General features: G+C 64.5%; 15 protein-coding genes. 9 read left to right on the top strand and 6 right to left on the bottom strand.

The window, feature by feature from the left end; translation table 11 throughout:
• Window positions 1-224: 224 nt before the first annotated feature.
• Entirely contained in the window at window positions 225-1,226 is a 1,002-nt protein-coding gene (locus QMG80_RS13725) for a 2-dehydropantoate 2-reductase (RefSeq protein ID WP_085773889.1), read from the top strand.
• A gap of 23 nt (window positions 1,227-1,249) precedes the next feature.
• Complete coding sequence (locus QMG80_RS13720) at window positions 1,250-2,767, top strand: acyl--CoA ligase (RefSeq protein ID WP_085773316.1); 1,518 nt, start codon at window positions 1,250-1,252, stop codon at window positions 2,765-2,767.
• Between the two features lie 70 nt (window positions 2,768-2,837).
• On the opposite strand, the gene QMG80_RS13715 is transcribed toward QMG80_RS13720, so the two are convergent.
• Window positions 2,838-3,707, bottom strand: coding sequence for a LysR family transcriptional regulator (locus QMG80_RS13715; RefSeq protein WP_085773315.1), 870 nt, complete (start codon window positions 3,705-3,707; stop codon window positions 2,838-2,840).
• A 133-nt stretch (window positions 3,708-3,840) separates the two neighbouring features.
• Here QMG80_RS13715 and QMG80_RS13710 point away from each other — a divergent pair, with 133 nt between their 5' ends.
• The 6 genes from QMG80_RS13710 (at window position 3,841) to QMG80_RS13685 (ending at window position 8,376) form a co-directional block, all read left to right on the top strand.
• The gene (locus QMG80_RS13710; RefSeq protein ID WP_085773888.1) at window positions 3,841-5,028 is read left to right on the top strand and encodes a cupin domain-containing protein; all 1,188 of its coding nucleotides are present in this window, start codon (window positions 3,841-3,843) and stop codon (window positions 5,026-5,028) included.
• Between the two features lie 23 nt (window positions 5,029-5,051).
• The gene (locus QMG80_RS13705; RefSeq protein ID WP_085773314.1) at window positions 5,052-6,245 is read left to right on the top strand and encodes a cupin domain-containing protein; all 1,194 of its coding nucleotides are present in this window, start codon (window positions 5,052-5,054) and stop codon (window positions 6,243-6,245) included.
• A 144-nt stretch (window positions 6,246-6,389) separates the two neighbouring features.
• Window positions 6,390-6,764, top strand: a complete 375-nt coding sequence (locus tag QMG80_RS13700; protein ID WP_158658904.1) for a DUF2852 domain-containing protein — start codon at window positions 6,390-6,392, stop codon at window positions 6,762-6,764.
• A gap of 199 nt (window positions 6,765-6,963) precedes the next feature.
• A complete protein-coding gene (locus QMG80_RS13695; RefSeq protein ID WP_085773312.1) occupies window positions 6,964-7,521 on the top strand; it encodes a PadR family transcriptional regulator in 558 nt (185 codons plus the stop codon).
• A gap of 190 nt (window positions 7,522-7,711) precedes the next feature.
• Complete coding sequence (locus QMG80_RS13690) at window positions 7,712-7,963, top strand: type II toxin-antitoxin system Phd/YefM family antitoxin (protein WP_085773311.1); 252 nt, start codon at window positions 7,712-7,714, stop codon at window positions 7,961-7,963.
• 5 nt (window positions 7,964-7,968) lie between these two features.
• Window positions 7,969-8,376, top strand: coding sequence for a type II toxin-antitoxin system VapC family toxin (locus tag QMG80_RS13685; protein ID WP_245300284.1), 408 nt, complete (start codon window positions 7,969-7,971; stop codon window positions 8,374-8,376).
• 136 nt (window positions 8,377-8,512) lie between these two features.
• Here QMG80_RS13685 and mazG read toward each other — a convergent pair whose 3' ends face one another.
• The 3 genes from mazG to yghU form a co-directional block, all read right to left on the bottom strand.
• A complete protein-coding gene (gene mazG, locus QMG80_RS13680) occupies window positions 8,513-9,343 on the bottom strand; it encodes a nucleoside triphosphate pyrophosphohydrolase (protein ID WP_085773309.1) in 831 nt (276 codons plus the stop codon).
• Window positions 9,344-9,420: 77 nt separating this feature from the next.
• Entirely contained in the window at window positions 9,421-10,080 is a 660-nt protein-coding gene (locus QMG80_RS13675) for a cold-shock protein (RefSeq protein ID WP_085773308.1), read from the bottom strand.
• Between the two features lie 466 nt (window positions 10,081-10,546).
• A complete protein-coding gene (gene yghU / locus QMG80_RS13670) occupies window positions 10,547-11,395 on the bottom strand; it encodes a glutathione-dependent disulfide-bond oxidoreductase (RefSeq protein WP_085773307.1) in 849 nt (282 codons plus the stop codon).
• Window positions 11,396-11,892: 497 nt separating this feature from the next.
• Between yghU and QMG80_RS13665 the strand changes: the two genes are divergently transcribed.
• Window positions 11,893-12,183, top strand: coding sequence for a hypothetical protein (locus QMG80_RS13665; protein WP_085773306.1), 291 nt, complete (start codon window positions 11,893-11,895; stop codon window positions 12,181-12,183).
• 11 nt (window positions 12,184-12,194) lie between these two features.
• Here the strand turns inward: QMG80_RS13665 and QMG80_RS13660 are convergent, their stop codons facing one another.
• Window positions 12,195-13,004, bottom strand: coding sequence for an MBL fold metallo-hydrolase (locus QMG80_RS13660; protein WP_085773305.1), 810 nt, complete (start codon window positions 13,002-13,004; stop codon window positions 12,195-12,197).
• Complete coding sequence (locus tag QMG80_RS13655) at window positions 13,001-13,801, bottom strand: TatD family hydrolase (protein ID WP_085773304.1); 801 nt, start codon at window positions 13,799-13,801, stop codon at window positions 13,001-13,003. Before QMG80_RS13655 ends, QMG80_RS13660 begins: the two co-directional genes overlap by 4 nt.
• Between the last annotated feature and the right edge of the window lie 13 nt (window positions 13,802-13,814).

The following is a 13,814-nucleotide window of genomic DNA, read 5'->3' as shown; positions in this document are numbered from 1 at the left end:
CGCGCTATTCAGCGGAGGGTTGCACTGAAGGAGGGTTTCGTGGCCGTGCGCGCCGGCAGAGAACAAGCTGTCGAGCGCGCTGTCACTTTAACCTCGGGATAGCGCAAAATCCGCCCCAAGATAATCTGTCGTCATGTCCGTCGCTCCTCGGAGAGCGCAGCCGACATTTGAACTCGATCAGGCTGGTCTTTACGCAAAAGGCTTCGAGAAGGCGGAAGAAGGCGATGAAGATCTGCGTGATCGGGGCGGGGGCGATCGGCGGCCTTCTGGCGGCGAGGCTTGCGCGCGCGGGCGAAGACATAAGCGTCGTTGCGCGCGGGGCGCAGCTCGCGGCGATCCAGAGCCGAGGCCTAACGCTCGTCGGCGGCGGCGAGACCTTCACCGTCAACATTCCAGCAAGCGACCGGATCGCCGAGCTCGGCCCACAAGACCTTCTCGTGCTGGCCGTCAAAGCGCATCAGCTCGCGGCCGTGGCGTCCGAGCTCGCGCCGATCCTCGGCGAGAACACGCTGGTCCTGACCGCGCAAAACGGCGTTCCCTGGTGGTATTTCTGCAAGCATGGCGGCGTCCATGAAGGCCGGCGGCTCGAGAGCGTCGATCCCGGCGGGGTCATCGCCGCTCATTTGCCGATCGACCGGATCATCGCCAGCGTCGTCTATCCGTCTGCGGAGGTCGAGCGGCCAGGCGTCATCCGTCTCATTGAAGGCGATCGTTTCACGCTCGCGGAGATCGACGGCGCGAGGACCGAGCGCATTTTGGCCGTCTCGGAAGCTTTCGCCCGCGCGGGCTTCAAGGCGCCGGTCGCCTCCGACCTGCGCGCGGAGATCTGGCTGAAACTCTGGGGCAATCTGAGCTTCAATCCGATCAGCGCGCTCACGCATGCGACGCTGGAAGACATCTGCCATTTTGCCCCGACGCGGGCGCTCGCCGCCGAGATGATGCGCGAGGCGCAGCAGGTGGGCGAGGCGCTTTCCATCCGCTTCCGGATCTCCCTGGAGAAACGCATCGCCGGCGCGGAGGCGGTCGGCGCGCATAAGACCTCGATGCTGCAGGACGTGGAGAGCGGGCGCGCTATAGAAATCGAGGCGCTGCTCGGCGCGGTCATCGAGCTCGGCGAGATCGTGGGCGTCGCGACGCCGCATCTGCGCGCTGTCTATGCGTTGACGAAGCTGCTCGCGGCGACGCTCGCACGCGAAAAGGGCAGGCTCGCCGTCGCGCCCGTCTGAGCTCTTAATCACCGGGAACCTGAATGTCCGCCAACAGCACCCTCCAAAGTCTCCTCGCCCTCGCGCCTGACGAAGCGGCGGCCTTGCGCGCGCCCGGCGCGCCGCCGCTCTCCTTCGGGAGGCTGCGCACGCTCGTCGAGGAGACGGTCGTGACGCTCAATGGATTGGGCGTCGGCCGCGGCGACCGCGTCGCGATCGTGCTCCCGAACGGCCCGGAGATGGCGGCGGCCTTCATCGCGATCGCGCAGGGCGCGACCGCCGCGCCGCTCAACCCCGCCTATAAGCTCGACGAGTTTGAGTTCTACATGCAGGACCTGAGGGCGAAGGCCCTTGTCGTCGAGGCGGGCAGCCTCTCGCCGGCGATCGAGGCGGCGAGGAAGCTCGGCCTTCTTGTTCTGACATTGACTCCACGCGCCGGCGGGGCCGGGGATTTCGCCCTTTCGGGAGCGTCGCGCGCGCGGGCCGACGCTCCGGGCTTCGCCGCGCCTGAGGACATCGCGCTGATCCTGCACACGTCAGGGACGACGTCGCGGCCGAAGATCGTGCCGCTCTCGCAGCGCAGTCTCGCGGCGTCGGCGCAGAACGTCGCGCGCACGCTGGAGCTCTCGCCTGCAGACCGAGCGCTGAACGTCATGCCGCTCTTCCACATTCACGGGCTCGTCGCGGGGCTGCTCGCGCCGCTCTCGCGCGGGGGATCGATCTTCTGCGCGCCGGGCTTCAACGCGCTGAAATTCTTCGCGTGGATGGAGGAGGCCGAGCCGACTTGGTACACGGCCGTTCCGACGATGCACCAGGCGATTTTGACGCGCGTCGCGAAGCAGCGGGAGGTCATCGCGCAACACCCGCTGCGCTTCATCCGCTCCTCCTCCGCTTCGCTGCCGCCGCAGGTCATCGCGGAGCTCGAGGCGACCTTCCACGCTCCCGTTGTCGAAGCCTATGGCATGACCGAAGCCGCGCATCAGATGGCTTGCAACCCTCTGCATGGCGTGCGGAAGCCGGGCTCGGTCGGCCCCGCCGCCGGCCCCGAGATCGAGATCATGGACATGGCGGGAGGGATTTTGGCACCGGGCGTCGTAGGCGAGATTGTGATCCGCGGCGAGAACGTCTTCGGCGGCTATGAGAACAATCCGAAAGCTAACGCCGAGGCCTTCGCCAACGGCTGGTTTCGCACCGGCGACCAGGGCGTGAAGGATGCCGACGGCTATGTGCGCCTGACGGGACGCCTCAAGGAGATCATCAACCGCGGCGGCGAGAAGATTTCGCCGCGCGAAGTCGATGAGGCGCTGATGGACCATCCGGCGGTCCAGCAGGTCGTCGCCTTCGCCATGCCGCATGAGCGGCTCGGCGAGGACGTCGCCGCCGCCGTCGTTCTGCGCGAGGGCGCGAGCGTGACCGAGGGGGATCTGCGCGCCTTTCTCGCGGAGCGCCTCGCGGCCTTCAAGGTCCCGCGCAAAATTCTCTTCCTGCGCGAAATCCCGAAGGGCGCGACCGGCAAGCTGCAACGCATCGGGCTCGCCGAGAAGCTGGGGCTGGCAGGGTAGGCCGCGCTCCTAAGCACACGGAAAAGTGCGAGGCGGCGCTTTCGGACCTGTCAACTTTTGCGGAACGCGCTCAAGCTCGCCTGCGCTTGTCGTTCTCGCCGACCCTGGCGCGAATGGCGCGCGACATTTCGGCGCGCAATTTTGGGTCGCTCGTCTTCTTCTCCAGCATGACGAACTCGATCGCGCCGATCTCGGGGAGGCGCGGGTCGGGGCTACAGGCCTTTAGCCCGGGAGGGATGAGCGTGCTCGAATGCGCCATCATGCCGAGGCCGATGCCAGTGGCCATCGTCAAGCCGCTGAGGTCGGCGCTGGTGCAGGCGATGCGCCAGGGCGCGCCCGCTCGCTCCAGCGCGGTCAAGGCCATGAAGCGCGTGACGCCAGGCGGGGGATACAACACGAGCTGCGCCTGATCGTTGCGGAAAACGGTCGCTTCCGTCGCGGCGGTCCACACGACCTGGTCTTTAAATATCAATTCGCCGCGGTCGCCGTCGGGCCAGCGCTTGCAGACAACCAGATCGAGCTCGCCGTTGTCGAATTGCTCGATCAAGGTGCGGCTCAGCGCGATTGTGAAGTCGAGATCCACTTCGGGATGCGTCTGCATGAAGCCTCTCACAGCCTCGCCGAGCCACCCGATCGCGAGATCCTCGCTGGCGCCGAGCCGAAAGCGTCGTCGTCTGACCGATTGCGAGAAATGCCGCGTGGCGCGCGCGTTCGTCTCGAGGATCGAACGCGCGAATTCGAGCATCGCCTGACCATCCTCCGTCAGAGCGTGGGAATGCGTATCGCGCAGAAGCAGTTGCCGGCCTGCGAGGTGCTCGAGCTTTTTGACATGCTCGCTGACACTCGACTGCGAGAGGCCGAGCCGGCGGCCCGCCTCCGAGAAGCTCTTGGCTTCCGTGATCGTGACGAAGGTGAGCAGAAGAGTTGGATCGAGCTTCACCGCCCACGGCCATCGGAAATGTCGATGGCTAATATTGTATCATCGCGCATTCCGATTTGCGAGGGCCCCGGCATAATCAACCGCACAAGGAGAACGTCCCGTCGAAGGGGCGGCAAGAATGGGGGAAATGAAAATGTTCACGAGCAGGCGCAATTTTCTCGGAAGCGCGGCGTTCGCATCGGGTCTCGTCACTTTCACGAGCGTCGCCGAGGCGACCGACAAATACATGGCCAAAGCCGGAGACGGCGGGTTCGGCCGTCAGGCGACGCAATTGCCCCCGGGAGAGACGGTCGCTTTTCATGATCCCAAAGACGTCGGCGCGATGCCCGACTTTAAATTTTCACTGGACGGCAATCGGCCGAAAGTCACCACCGGCGGCTGGGCCAAGGAGGCTACGGTTCATCAATTCCCGATCAGCAAGGGAATTGCCGGCGTTCACATGTATCTCAATCCCGGCGCCTCGCGCGAGCTGCATTGGCACGCCATCGCCGCCGAATGGGCCTTCGTGATCGAAGGCCGATGCCAGACGGTGGTGATCGACCCGACCGGGGCGAGCGAGATCAATAATTTCGAGCCGGGCGATCTCTGGTATTTCGCCAAGGGCCATGGCCATTCGATCCAGACGATCGGCGATAAGCCGTGTCACTTCATTCTGTCTTTCGACAATGGCGCCTTTTCGGAACACGGCACCTTCTCGATCACCGACTGGATCGACGTGACGCCCAAGGATTTGCTGGCGCTCGAATTCGGGCTGCCCAAGGATCTCTTCGACGCTTTTCCCAAGGGCGAGACCTATATCCAGGAGGGCTCGGTGCTGCGCGCGGAGGACGCGCTCGACGCGCCCTGGCCGAAAGAATCAACGCATAAATTCCGTTTGCTGCGCGACCCGAAAGCGGCGCGCGATTTCGAAGGCGGGACATTCCGCCTGGCGACCGTCGACGAATTTCCGGCGCAGAAGACCATGTCCGGGGGGCTCATGACGCTCAAGCCCGGAGGCATGCGCAAGCTGCATTGGAACGTGAACGCCAATGAGTGGCACTATTATCTGAAGGGCAGGGGCCAGGTGGCCGTGTTCGGATCGGGCGGACGCGGAAAGGTCGCGGAATTCACCCCCGGCGACGTCGCCTATATTCCCATGGGCTTCGGTCACACCATCAAGAATATTGGCGATGAGGATCTGGAGATCGTCCAGACCTGGGACAATGGCAAATTCGAAGAGATCGATCTCGACAAATGGGTGCAGTCGAGCCCGCGCCATTTGCTGCGCAACAATTTCGCTGGCGTGCCTGACCCCACCATCGCGCAAATGAAGCGCGGCTGAGGCGATAAGGCGGAGGGTCGATCATGCTGGAAAATCGACGCCGGGTCTTGCAGACGGTCGCAGCCGGAGCGAGCGGGTTCTTGACCTTCTCGAGCCTCGCCGAGGCGACAGACAAATATATGGCGGCGGCGGGAGACGGCGGCTATGGCCGCGCGGCCCGGCCTTTGCCGCCGGGCGACACAGCGGCCTTCCATGATCCGAAGGACGCGGCCGCCGCGCCGGAGTTCCGCTTCCCGCTGGACAGCGCCAAGCCGCGCGTCGCGACGGGCGGCTGGGCGAAGGAAGTCTCGTCGCGGGAGTTTCCGTTAGCCAAGGGCGTCGCCGGCGTTCACGCGCTTCTCAACCCCGGCGGCTCGCGCGAGCTCCATTGGCACGCGACCGCCGCCGAATGGGCGATCGTTTTGGAGGGACGCTGTCAGACCGTCGTGATCGATCCCTCCGGCGCGAGCGAGATCAACAATTTCGAGCCCGGAGATCTCTGGTATTTCGCCAAGGGCCATGGCCACTCAATTCAGACCATCGGCGACAAACCCTGCAATATCATCCTCGCATTCGACGACGGAGGCTTCTCGCCGGATGCGGCGGCCTTTTCCATCACGGACTGGATCAATCTGACGCCCAAGGAGATGCTGGGGCAGGAGTTCGGGCTTCCCAAAGATCTGTTCGACGCCTTTCCCAAAGGCGAGACCTTCATGCAGGCGGGAGAGATCCTGCAGCCGGAAGATGCGCTCGAGGCGCCTTGGCCCAAAGAATCCACCCATAAATTCCGTCTGCTTCGCGACCCCAAGGCCGCGCGCGACTTCGACGCCGGGACGTTTCGTCTGGCGACCTCGGCCGAGTTCCCCACGTCGAAAACCATGTCGGGCGGCGTCATGACGATCAAGCCGCGCGCCCTCCACAAATTGCACTGGCACCCCAACGCCAATGAATGGATGTATTTCGCGCGGGGCAGGGGACAGGTGGCGCTCTTTGGATCGGGCGGCCGAGGAAAAGTCGCAGAATTTGGTCCCGGCGATGTGGCCTGTATTCCCATGGGTTTCGGCCACGCCATTCGCAATATCGGCGACGAGGAGCTCGAAATCGTTCAGACCTGGGACAATGGCCGCTTCGAGGAAATTCAGCTGGATCAGTGCGTTCAGTCTAGCCCGCGCTATCTGCTGGCCAATAATTTCGCCGGCGTGCCGCAGACGACCCTCGCGCAGATGAAACACGGCTGAAGGAGAGCGTGCTGACGCCGAAGAGGCGCGCTGTGGACCCCAGCGTGGAAAGCGCTGCCTCGCCCTTGCAAACGATATATCGTTTCTTAGATGCTTCACGTCCGATATATCGTAATGTAATCGGACGAACCCATGAGGCTCATCATGTCACACTGTGCGCATGCCGCTTTCCGTTCCGATCCCGCCGCTTCCTGGCGCGGGCGGGGGTTTGGCCCGCCGCTGCCGCTGAAGCTGCTGCTCGTCGGCGCGGTCTTTTTCATATGCCCGCCGCTCGGCCTGCTGGCTTTGGGCTTTCTGGCCTGGCGACATGTCCGATGGGAGCGGGGCTGCGGCGGCCATCGGGCTTTCCGCCATTCGACAGGCAATAGCGCGCTCGACGCCAAGCGCCGCGACACGCTGAAGGCGCTCGACGAGGAGGCGGAAGCCTTCGAGGAATTTGCGCGCCGCGAGCGAGAGAGACGCGACCGCGAGGCCTATGAGCGCTTCCAGGCCGAGCGCCAGGAGAAGAAGGAGGACTAGCCTGCGGCGCCTTCGCCTGCGCCCTTGCCCCTCTCCCCGCAAGCGGGGAGAGGGAATCCGCGCCGCTCGAACGTCGCGTTGGGCCGGGCCAAGGCCTGAGCCGCGTGGCGGATTGCGTTATCCCTAACCCTCAGCCCTTTCCATCTCCACGGCCCGGCCGTGCTATGAGCTTCAAGGCCTCCACGCCGAGTCTTGTCCCATGCGTCCGCCTTTTGGCCCCCCGGGGGGCGAAGACGAAATTCAGGAAAGCTGCCGCCCGCCCTTTCGGCGGCTTTTCGGGCGCGGCGGCCCTTTCGCGCGCGCCAGAGGGGCGAGGCTTTTCGACCAGGGCGCCCTGCGCCTCCTCACGCTCGGCCTCATCGATGAGGCGCCGCGCCACGGCTATGAGATCATCAAGGCGCTAAAAGCGCGCTTCCAGGGGGCCTACAGCCCGAGCCCCGGCTCCATCTATCCGATCCTGCAGGCGCTGCTTGAAGCCGGACTCGTCACCTCGCAGTCTTTCGGGCCGCGCCGCCGTTTCTCGATCGCGCCGGCGGGGCGCGCCTATCTCGAAGAGAACCGAGCCGAGCTCGAAAGGATCAAGGCGCAGCTCGAAGAGGCAGCCGCGCCCATCGGCGAGTCGGCGCTCGGCGAGGCGATCGCCGAACTCCGCGCCGCGCTGTTCGAGAAGATGCGGGGCGGGGGGCTTTCGCCCGCACGCGCTGAGAAGCTGCGCGAGCTGTTGAAGCGCGCCAAGGAAGAGGTCGAGCGGATTTGAAGATCAATAGATATCAATAGCCTGCAATAGTATGATTAATAAACCGCAAAAGTGTGGTATTTTAACCATATCTATGGGGTTAAATTCCCACACGCCCGGTCCTCGGCTTTTTCAAAACTGCGCGCAGCGTGCTGGACGGCCTGACTAAGCTGGATTAGGCTAGCTTAATTAGATCAGGATGGAGCGCGCCATGCGCGAAATCGGCGCCTTCGAGGCCAAGAACAGACTGGGTTATCTGCTCGATCTCGTGGAGCAGGGCGAGGAAGTGATTATCACCCGCCACGGAAAACCGGTGGCGCGCCTCGCGCCCCTGAAGGAGGTGCGCGGCGGCGCAGAAGCGCGCGCCGCCCTGCAGCGCATTCGCCAACGCGCCAGAGCGAGAAAGCTCGGACCCTTCGACTGGCTAGAGTGGAAGCCTCTTCGCGACGAAGGCCGATCTTGAGCCTCGTGCTCGACAGCTCCGCGACGCTCGCCTGGATCTTCGGCGATGAAACGACGAAGGCCATCGAGCGCGTCTTCGACGAGGTCGCGGAGTGGGGCGCCGTCGTGCCCTCGCTCTGGCGGCTCGAGGTTGCTAATTGTCTCACGGCTGCGCTGCGTCGCGGACGAATCGAGGAAGGATTTCGCCGCGCGGCGCTCGCCGATCTGAGCCTGCTCGATGTTGTCGTCGATGCCCATACCGACGCCAATGCTTGGGGCGAAACGGTGGAGCTAGCCGAGCGCTTCGGGCTCACGCTTTATGATGCGGCCTATGTCGAGCTCGCGGCGCGGCGCGCGCTGCCGCTCGCGACGCTCGACGCGGACATGCGGGCGGCTGGCAGGGGCCTCGGATTGCGCCTGCTGGGGATTGAGTAACCGAAGAACCTAGCGCGTTTCCCGCTCGAACGGAATCGTTCGAGCGATAAGGAATCGCGCCAAGTTAAAAAGTTGGAGCATGTCATGATCGGAAAACCGCTTCGCACTTTTCCGTGACATGCTCGAGCGATCGCCTTCAGCCCGGCTTCCGCGAATCAGCGCCGCGCTCGCGTCCCTTCGCCTCAACCCACAGCGCCTCCATCTCGTCGAGCGTCGCTTCTTTCGGCGTGCGGCCGGCTTCAGAGAGACGGCGCTCGATGTGGCGGAAGCGGCGCTCGAACTTGGCGTTGGCGCCGCGCAGCGCCTGCTCAGGATCGACCTTGGCGTGGCGGGCGAGATTGGCCACGGCGAACAGGAGGTCGCCGATCTCGTCCTCGAGCTCGGGCGAGGCCTCTGCGCCCGGCGCCGCGAGCTCCGCCTCGACCTCCGCCGCCTCCTCGCGGATCTTTTCGAGCACGAGACGCGCGTCGGCCCAGTCGAAGCCGACCTTGCCGGCCTTCTCCTGCAGCTTCACGGCGCGCGTCAGCGCGGGCAGGGGCGTCGGCACGCCCTCAAGCAGGGAAGGGGGAGCCGCCGCCCCGCGCCGCGCGTCGCGGGCGGCTTTTTCGCCCGCTTTGATGGCGTCCCATTGGAGAGACACGGCCGCAGAGTCTGCCGCGCGGCCCTGCGCGAAGACATGCGGATGGCGTCGCGTAAGCTTCTCGCAGATCGCTCCGACGACGTCGTCAAAGGCGAAATGTCCGGCCTCCTCGGCCATGCGGGCGTGAAAGACGACCTGGAGCAAAAGATCGCCGAGCTCGTCCTTGAGGTCGCAAAGATCGTCGCGCTCGATCGCGTCGACGACCTCATAGGCTTCCTCGATCGCGTAAGGGGCGATGGAGCGCGAGGTCTGCTCCAAATCCCAGGGACAGCCGGTCTGCGGCGTACGCAGCGCCGCCATAATCTCGATGAGACGGTGGATCGTCATCGCAGTCTCTGGGCAAAAGGAAAACGCCGCGAGGCCGGGCAGGGCGTCGCGGCGTTGAATAACGAAGAAGTGTCAGCTCATTGCGTCGAGATCGACAGCGCCTCGCGGCCCTTTTGCGTGTCCACGACCTGCATCGTGACCGGCTGGCCTTCGACGAGTCGGCTCACGCCCGAAGGAGCAAGGATCGAGATATGAACGAACACGTCCTTGCCGCCGTCATTGGATTGGACAAAGCCGAAGCCTTTCGACTCGTCGAACCATTTGACTTTGCCGGCGACCGTGACCGCCGTCGAGGGATCGGGGGCAGCCCGGCGCGGCGGCCGGGGGCCGTCGAAAGAGGAGCGGGGCGGGGGCGCGCGTTCGGAGGCGCCCGCCAGATCCGCCTCGAGAATCCGAGACACCTGCTGGCCCTTGAGCGAGCTCGAAACCTGCACCTTGAGCTTCGCTCCCGGAGGCAGGCTTTCGTAACCGGCCGCCTGCACCGCGCCGATGTGAAGGAAAGCGTCGCCGGTTCCGTTCGCAAGCTCGACAAAGCCAAAGCCCTTGTCGGACTTGAACCACTTCACCACCGCGTCGACGGCGGGCGCGTCCGAAGCCATGGGGGGCCCCTCCTGAAAACCTCCCCCGCCAAAAGCCGGACGGGGCGGCCTGGGGGTCCTGGGGGCGTCGTAACCGAACGGACCGTCATCGTCGAACCCGCGCTTGCGAGGACCGCGGAAATCCTTACCTTTGCTCATGTCAACCTGTCTCGTCTTCGCCACATCGGCAAGACCGCTATGCCACTTGGTCATCACCCAAACGCCCACCTCCGGCGACTGCGCGTCGTCAGAGGGAGAGAGGGAATTTTCCAGCTCAATGCCATATAGTCCCGCGCGCGAACTCTTTTAGCAGAAATCGAGGCGGGCTGGCCAGCGAATTTTAGAAGAAATAAAGTACGTAATTTCCCTCTTGGCCGAGGCGAGCGCGTTTCGCGGGCAGGGCGTCGACGGCGAGTGCTGAAGAGGGAACGTAAAAAGCGCCACTCTGTCGGTTTTCGCGCCTCCAGCACAATCGTCGTTCAGAGAAGAACTCGCGGCGGCTCCCTTGTGGGGCCAGTCAAGGACGGCGCAAGGTCTACTCAACCTCCCATTGGCAGAATTGGGAAGCATCTCGCGCAACTCGCGAGGCCAGGCGGGCTCCGGCGCCTTCTCGCTCCGATCCCTCTCAGTCGACCCCGAAATCTGACGCGTCGTGGCGTTCCCGCAAGTCTTCGCCCGGATCGCCGCCTGTCCGATTGACCCTTCGGCCGCGCTTCACGGCCGGACGGTTCCCCACCGCCTGCGCCCATCGCCGCACATTCGCATAGTCCTGGACGCCCAAAAACTCTCCGGCTTCGTACAGCCTGCCCTCGACGAGAGCCCCATACCAGGGCCACAGGGCGATATCGGCGATCGTATAGGCGTCGCCGGCCACGAATTCCGTCTCGCCCAAGCGCTTGTCGAGCACGTCGAGCTGACGTTTCACCTCCATGGCGTAGCGGTCGATCGCATATTCGATCTTGTCTGGGGCATAGGCGTAAAAATGGCCGAAGCCGCCGCCGAGGAAGGGCGCGCTGCCGACCTGCCAGAACAGCCAGGACAGGCACTCGGCGCGCAGGGCAGGGTCCGTGGGCAGAAAGGCGCCGAATTTTTCGGCGAGATAAATCAGAATCGCGCCCGATTCGAAGATGCGGATCGGGGTTCCGCCGCTGCGATCCACCATGGCCGGGATCTTCGAATTGGGATTGACGGCGACGAACCCGCTCGAAAACTGATCTCCCTCGTCGATACGAATGAGCCAGGCGTCGTATTCGGCGCCCGTGAAACCGGCTTGAAGCAGCTCCTCGAGCAGGATCGTCACCTTGACCCCATTGGGAGTGCCCATCGAGTAAAGCTGCAACGGGTGCTTGCCGACGGGCAGCGCCGCCTCATGCGTCGCGCCCGAAACGGGTCGGTTGATCGCGGCGAATCGTCCGCCGCTGGCGCGCTTCCATTCCCAGACGCGCGGCGGCGAATAGCGAGGTTCGTCGGCCATGAGACATTCCTTCGGTTGGTTCGACGTTTTGGGTGGGTCCGCTCGCTCAGTTAGGGCGACAATAGGGAGAGACGCGAGGAAATCGAGGAAATCTGCGGTCGAGGGGCGGGCCAGCCGGAGCGTGTCCGTTCGGGGGCGACAAGGTTTGGCGCGGCCATTAGATTCGCATAATCGGTATTATGGAACCTAACTAGACGCCACGTCTTTTCCGCGGCTTGCGATCGGCCTTTCCGGAATTCCGAACTCGAGGCTAGCACGCGCATCGCGCGGCGCCTGCGCCGATCACGCGCCTTGGCTAAGGATGCGTTGTTCCGACGGCTCCCCGACCGGCTGCCTCTCGCCATTGTCAAAAAGCTCGCCAGCGTCGCGGGACGGGTCGTCGATCGGCCGCCGCGCGGTCAAAAAAATGCCCGCGATTGCGCTGATAGGAACTCAAACGGCGAGGGCTGGCCTCGGGCGGGAGATTCGGGCCACGCCTGCCCCGATCGGAGAAGATTGTGACGCAAGAAACGGGACCGCGGGTGAGGCCCGTTCGTTTTCCCCTGGTGCCTCTTTGCGCCTTCGGGCCATCGGCCTTCGCGGCGGGCCTCTTCGTCGCGGGATTCGCGGCGAGAAGCCGCGCTATAGAGACCTTTCTTCCCGGTTTCGTGACGATGCTGGCGCTCCTGGCGCTTATCGGCCTGATCGGCTCCATCACTGGACAACGAGTCTACCGCTTGAGAGCGATCGGAGCGCTGCTCAACGGGGTAATCCTCGCTGCGCTGGCCTATGCGGCGCTGGGGCTTTGAGCGCCAGCGCCTTAATCCAGCTCTAGCCGCAACCCGTCATAGGCGGGCTCGGTCGCTGGCGGACAGGCCGCGGAGAGGGTCGAATAATCGAGCTCGGTGGCGAGATCGGTCAGCAAGGCGCGCCGGGGTTGCATGCGCCCAATCCAATCGAAGGCCTGCGACACGCTAAAATGCGTGCCGTGCCGTTGATGCCGCAGAGCGTCGATGATCCATAGATCGAGCCCCGCGAGAAATTCGACGCTTTCCGAGGGTATCGCGTTCATGTCGGGCGTGTAAGCGAAGGCCTTGCCCTCCGCCTCGAAGCGAAAGCCGAGCGAATCCATGTCGCCATGCTCGAGACGAAACGGCGTCGCGACGATCGGACCGCCCGGACCTTCGATCGTCACGGGCGTTCCCGCCGCGAGGGAGCGCGCGTCCATCATCGGCGGATAGTTGCTTCCGGGCGGCGTCGCGAAGACATAGTCGAAGCGCAACGTCAGGCCGCGACGGGTCGTCTCGTCCATGAAGGCTGGGATGCGCCGTCCGTTCTGGATCACGAGAGTCCGCAGATCGTCGATCCCATGTGTGTGGTCGGCGTGGAGATGGGTGTAGAGCACCGCGTCGACGCGCTTGACGCCCGCGTCGAGCAATTGCTCGCGCAGATCCGGCGAGGTGTCGACCAGGATCACGGTCTGTTCCGCCCCTGCCCGACGCGTCACCAGGATCGAGCAGCGTCGCCGGCGGTTCTTGGGATTATGCGGGTCGCATTTGCCCCAACCCTGGCCAACCCGCGGCACGCCGCCAGACGAGCCGCAGCCGAGAATGGCGACCTCGAGGGTCAAGCGGCGGCCTCGGCGCACGAAAGCGGCGGCATTTTAGAGAAGAGCCGCAACGCATTGGCGGTCGTCGCCCGAGCGATCTCCGCTTCCGAGACGCCCTTCGACTCGGCGAGCACGCGCGCGGTCTCTTTCACAAAGGCTGGCTCGTTGCGCTTGCCGCGATGCGGCGTCGGCGCGAGAAAGGGCGCGTCGGTCTCGACGAGGAGGCGCTCGAGCGGCATGTCCGCGGCGATGTCGCGCAGGCTCTGCGCGTTCTTGAAGGTCAGCACCCCAGAGAACGAAAGATAAACCCCGAGCTCGACTGCCGTCTCGGCCAGGGCGCGCGAGGCGGTGAAACAATGGAGCAGGGCGGGAAACGCCCCCTGCCCCATCTCCTCACGCAGAATCCTGGCCATGTCCTCGTCGGCGTCGCGCGTATGGATCACGAGCGGCAGCTGCGCCTCGCGCGCCGCGGCGATGTGGTTGCGGAGAACCCGTTGGGCGGTCTCTTTCGGCGCCTGATTGTAATGATAGTCGAGCCCGGCCTCGCCAAAGGCGATGCATTTTTCGTGGCGAGCCAGGGCGACGAGCGTCTCGGGGCTGGCCTCCGGCTCGTCCAGCGCATGATTGGGATGCGTGCCGACCGTGCAGAAGACGTCGTCATAGGCTTCGGCGATCGCGGCGATTTCGGCGAATTTAGTCACATGCGTCGAGATGGTGACGACGCGCCCGACGCCGGCGGCGCGGGCGCGCGCGACGACAGCGTCACGTTCCGGCGCGAAATCAGGAAAATCGAGATGGCAGTGCGTATCGACGAGCATGGCGGCCTTTTAC

Origin of the sequence: Methylocystis bryophila (genome assembly GCF_027925445.1) — a bacterium.
Classification (GTDB): Bacteria; Pseudomonadota; Alphaproteobacteria; order Rhizobiales; family Beijerinckiaceae; genus Methylocystis; species Methylocystis bryophila.
Note: the sequence above shows the minus strand (reverse complement) of the source record. Positions and strands in the feature narration are given on the sequence as shown.

Excerpts from the sequence above, each read along its gene's own strand:
- QMG80_RS13725 (WP_085773889.1), top strand. The coding sequence starts at position 225 with ATGAAGATCTGCGTGATCGGGGCGGGGGCGATCGGCGGCCTTCTGGCG.
- QMG80_RS13720 (WP_085773316.1), top strand. The coding sequence starts at position 1,250 with ATGTCCGCCAACAGCACCCTCCAAAGTCTCCTCGCCCTCGCGCCTGAC.
- QMG80_RS13710 (WP_085773888.1), top strand. The coding sequence starts at position 3,841 with ATGTTCACGAGCAGGCGCAATTTTCTCGGAAGCGCGGCGTTCGCATCG.
- QMG80_RS13705 (WP_085773314.1), top strand. The coding sequence starts at position 5,052 with ATGCTGGAAAATCGACGCCGGGTCTTGCAGACGGTCGCAGCCGGAGCG.
- QMG80_RS13700 (WP_158658904.1), top strand. The coding sequence starts at position 6,390 with ATGTCACACTGTGCGCATGCCGCTTTCCGTTCCGATCCCGCCGCTTCC.
- QMG80_RS13695 (WP_085773312.1), top strand. The coding sequence starts at position 6,964 with ATGCGTCCGCCTTTTGGCCCCCCGGGGGGCGAAGACGAAATTCAGGAA.
- QMG80_RS13690 (WP_085773311.1), top strand. The coding sequence starts at position 7,712 with ATGCGCGAAATCGGCGCCTTCGAGGCCAAGAACAGACTGGGTTATCTG.
- mazG (WP_085773309.1), bottom strand. The coding sequence starts at position 9,343 with ATGACGATCCACCGTCTCATCGAGATTATGGCGGCGCTGCGTACGCCG.
- QMG80_RS13675 (WP_085773308.1), bottom strand. The coding sequence starts at position 10,080 with ATGAGCAAAGGTAAGGATTTCCGCGGTCCTCGCAAGCGCGGGTTCGAC.
- yghU (WP_085773307.1), bottom strand. The coding sequence starts at position 11,395 with ATGGCCGACGAACCTCGCTATTCGCCGCCGCGCGTCTGGGAATGGAAG.
- QMG80_RS13655 (WP_085773304.1), bottom strand. The coding sequence starts at position 13,801 with ATGCTCGTCGATACGCACTGCCATCTCGATTTTCCTGATTTCGCGCCG.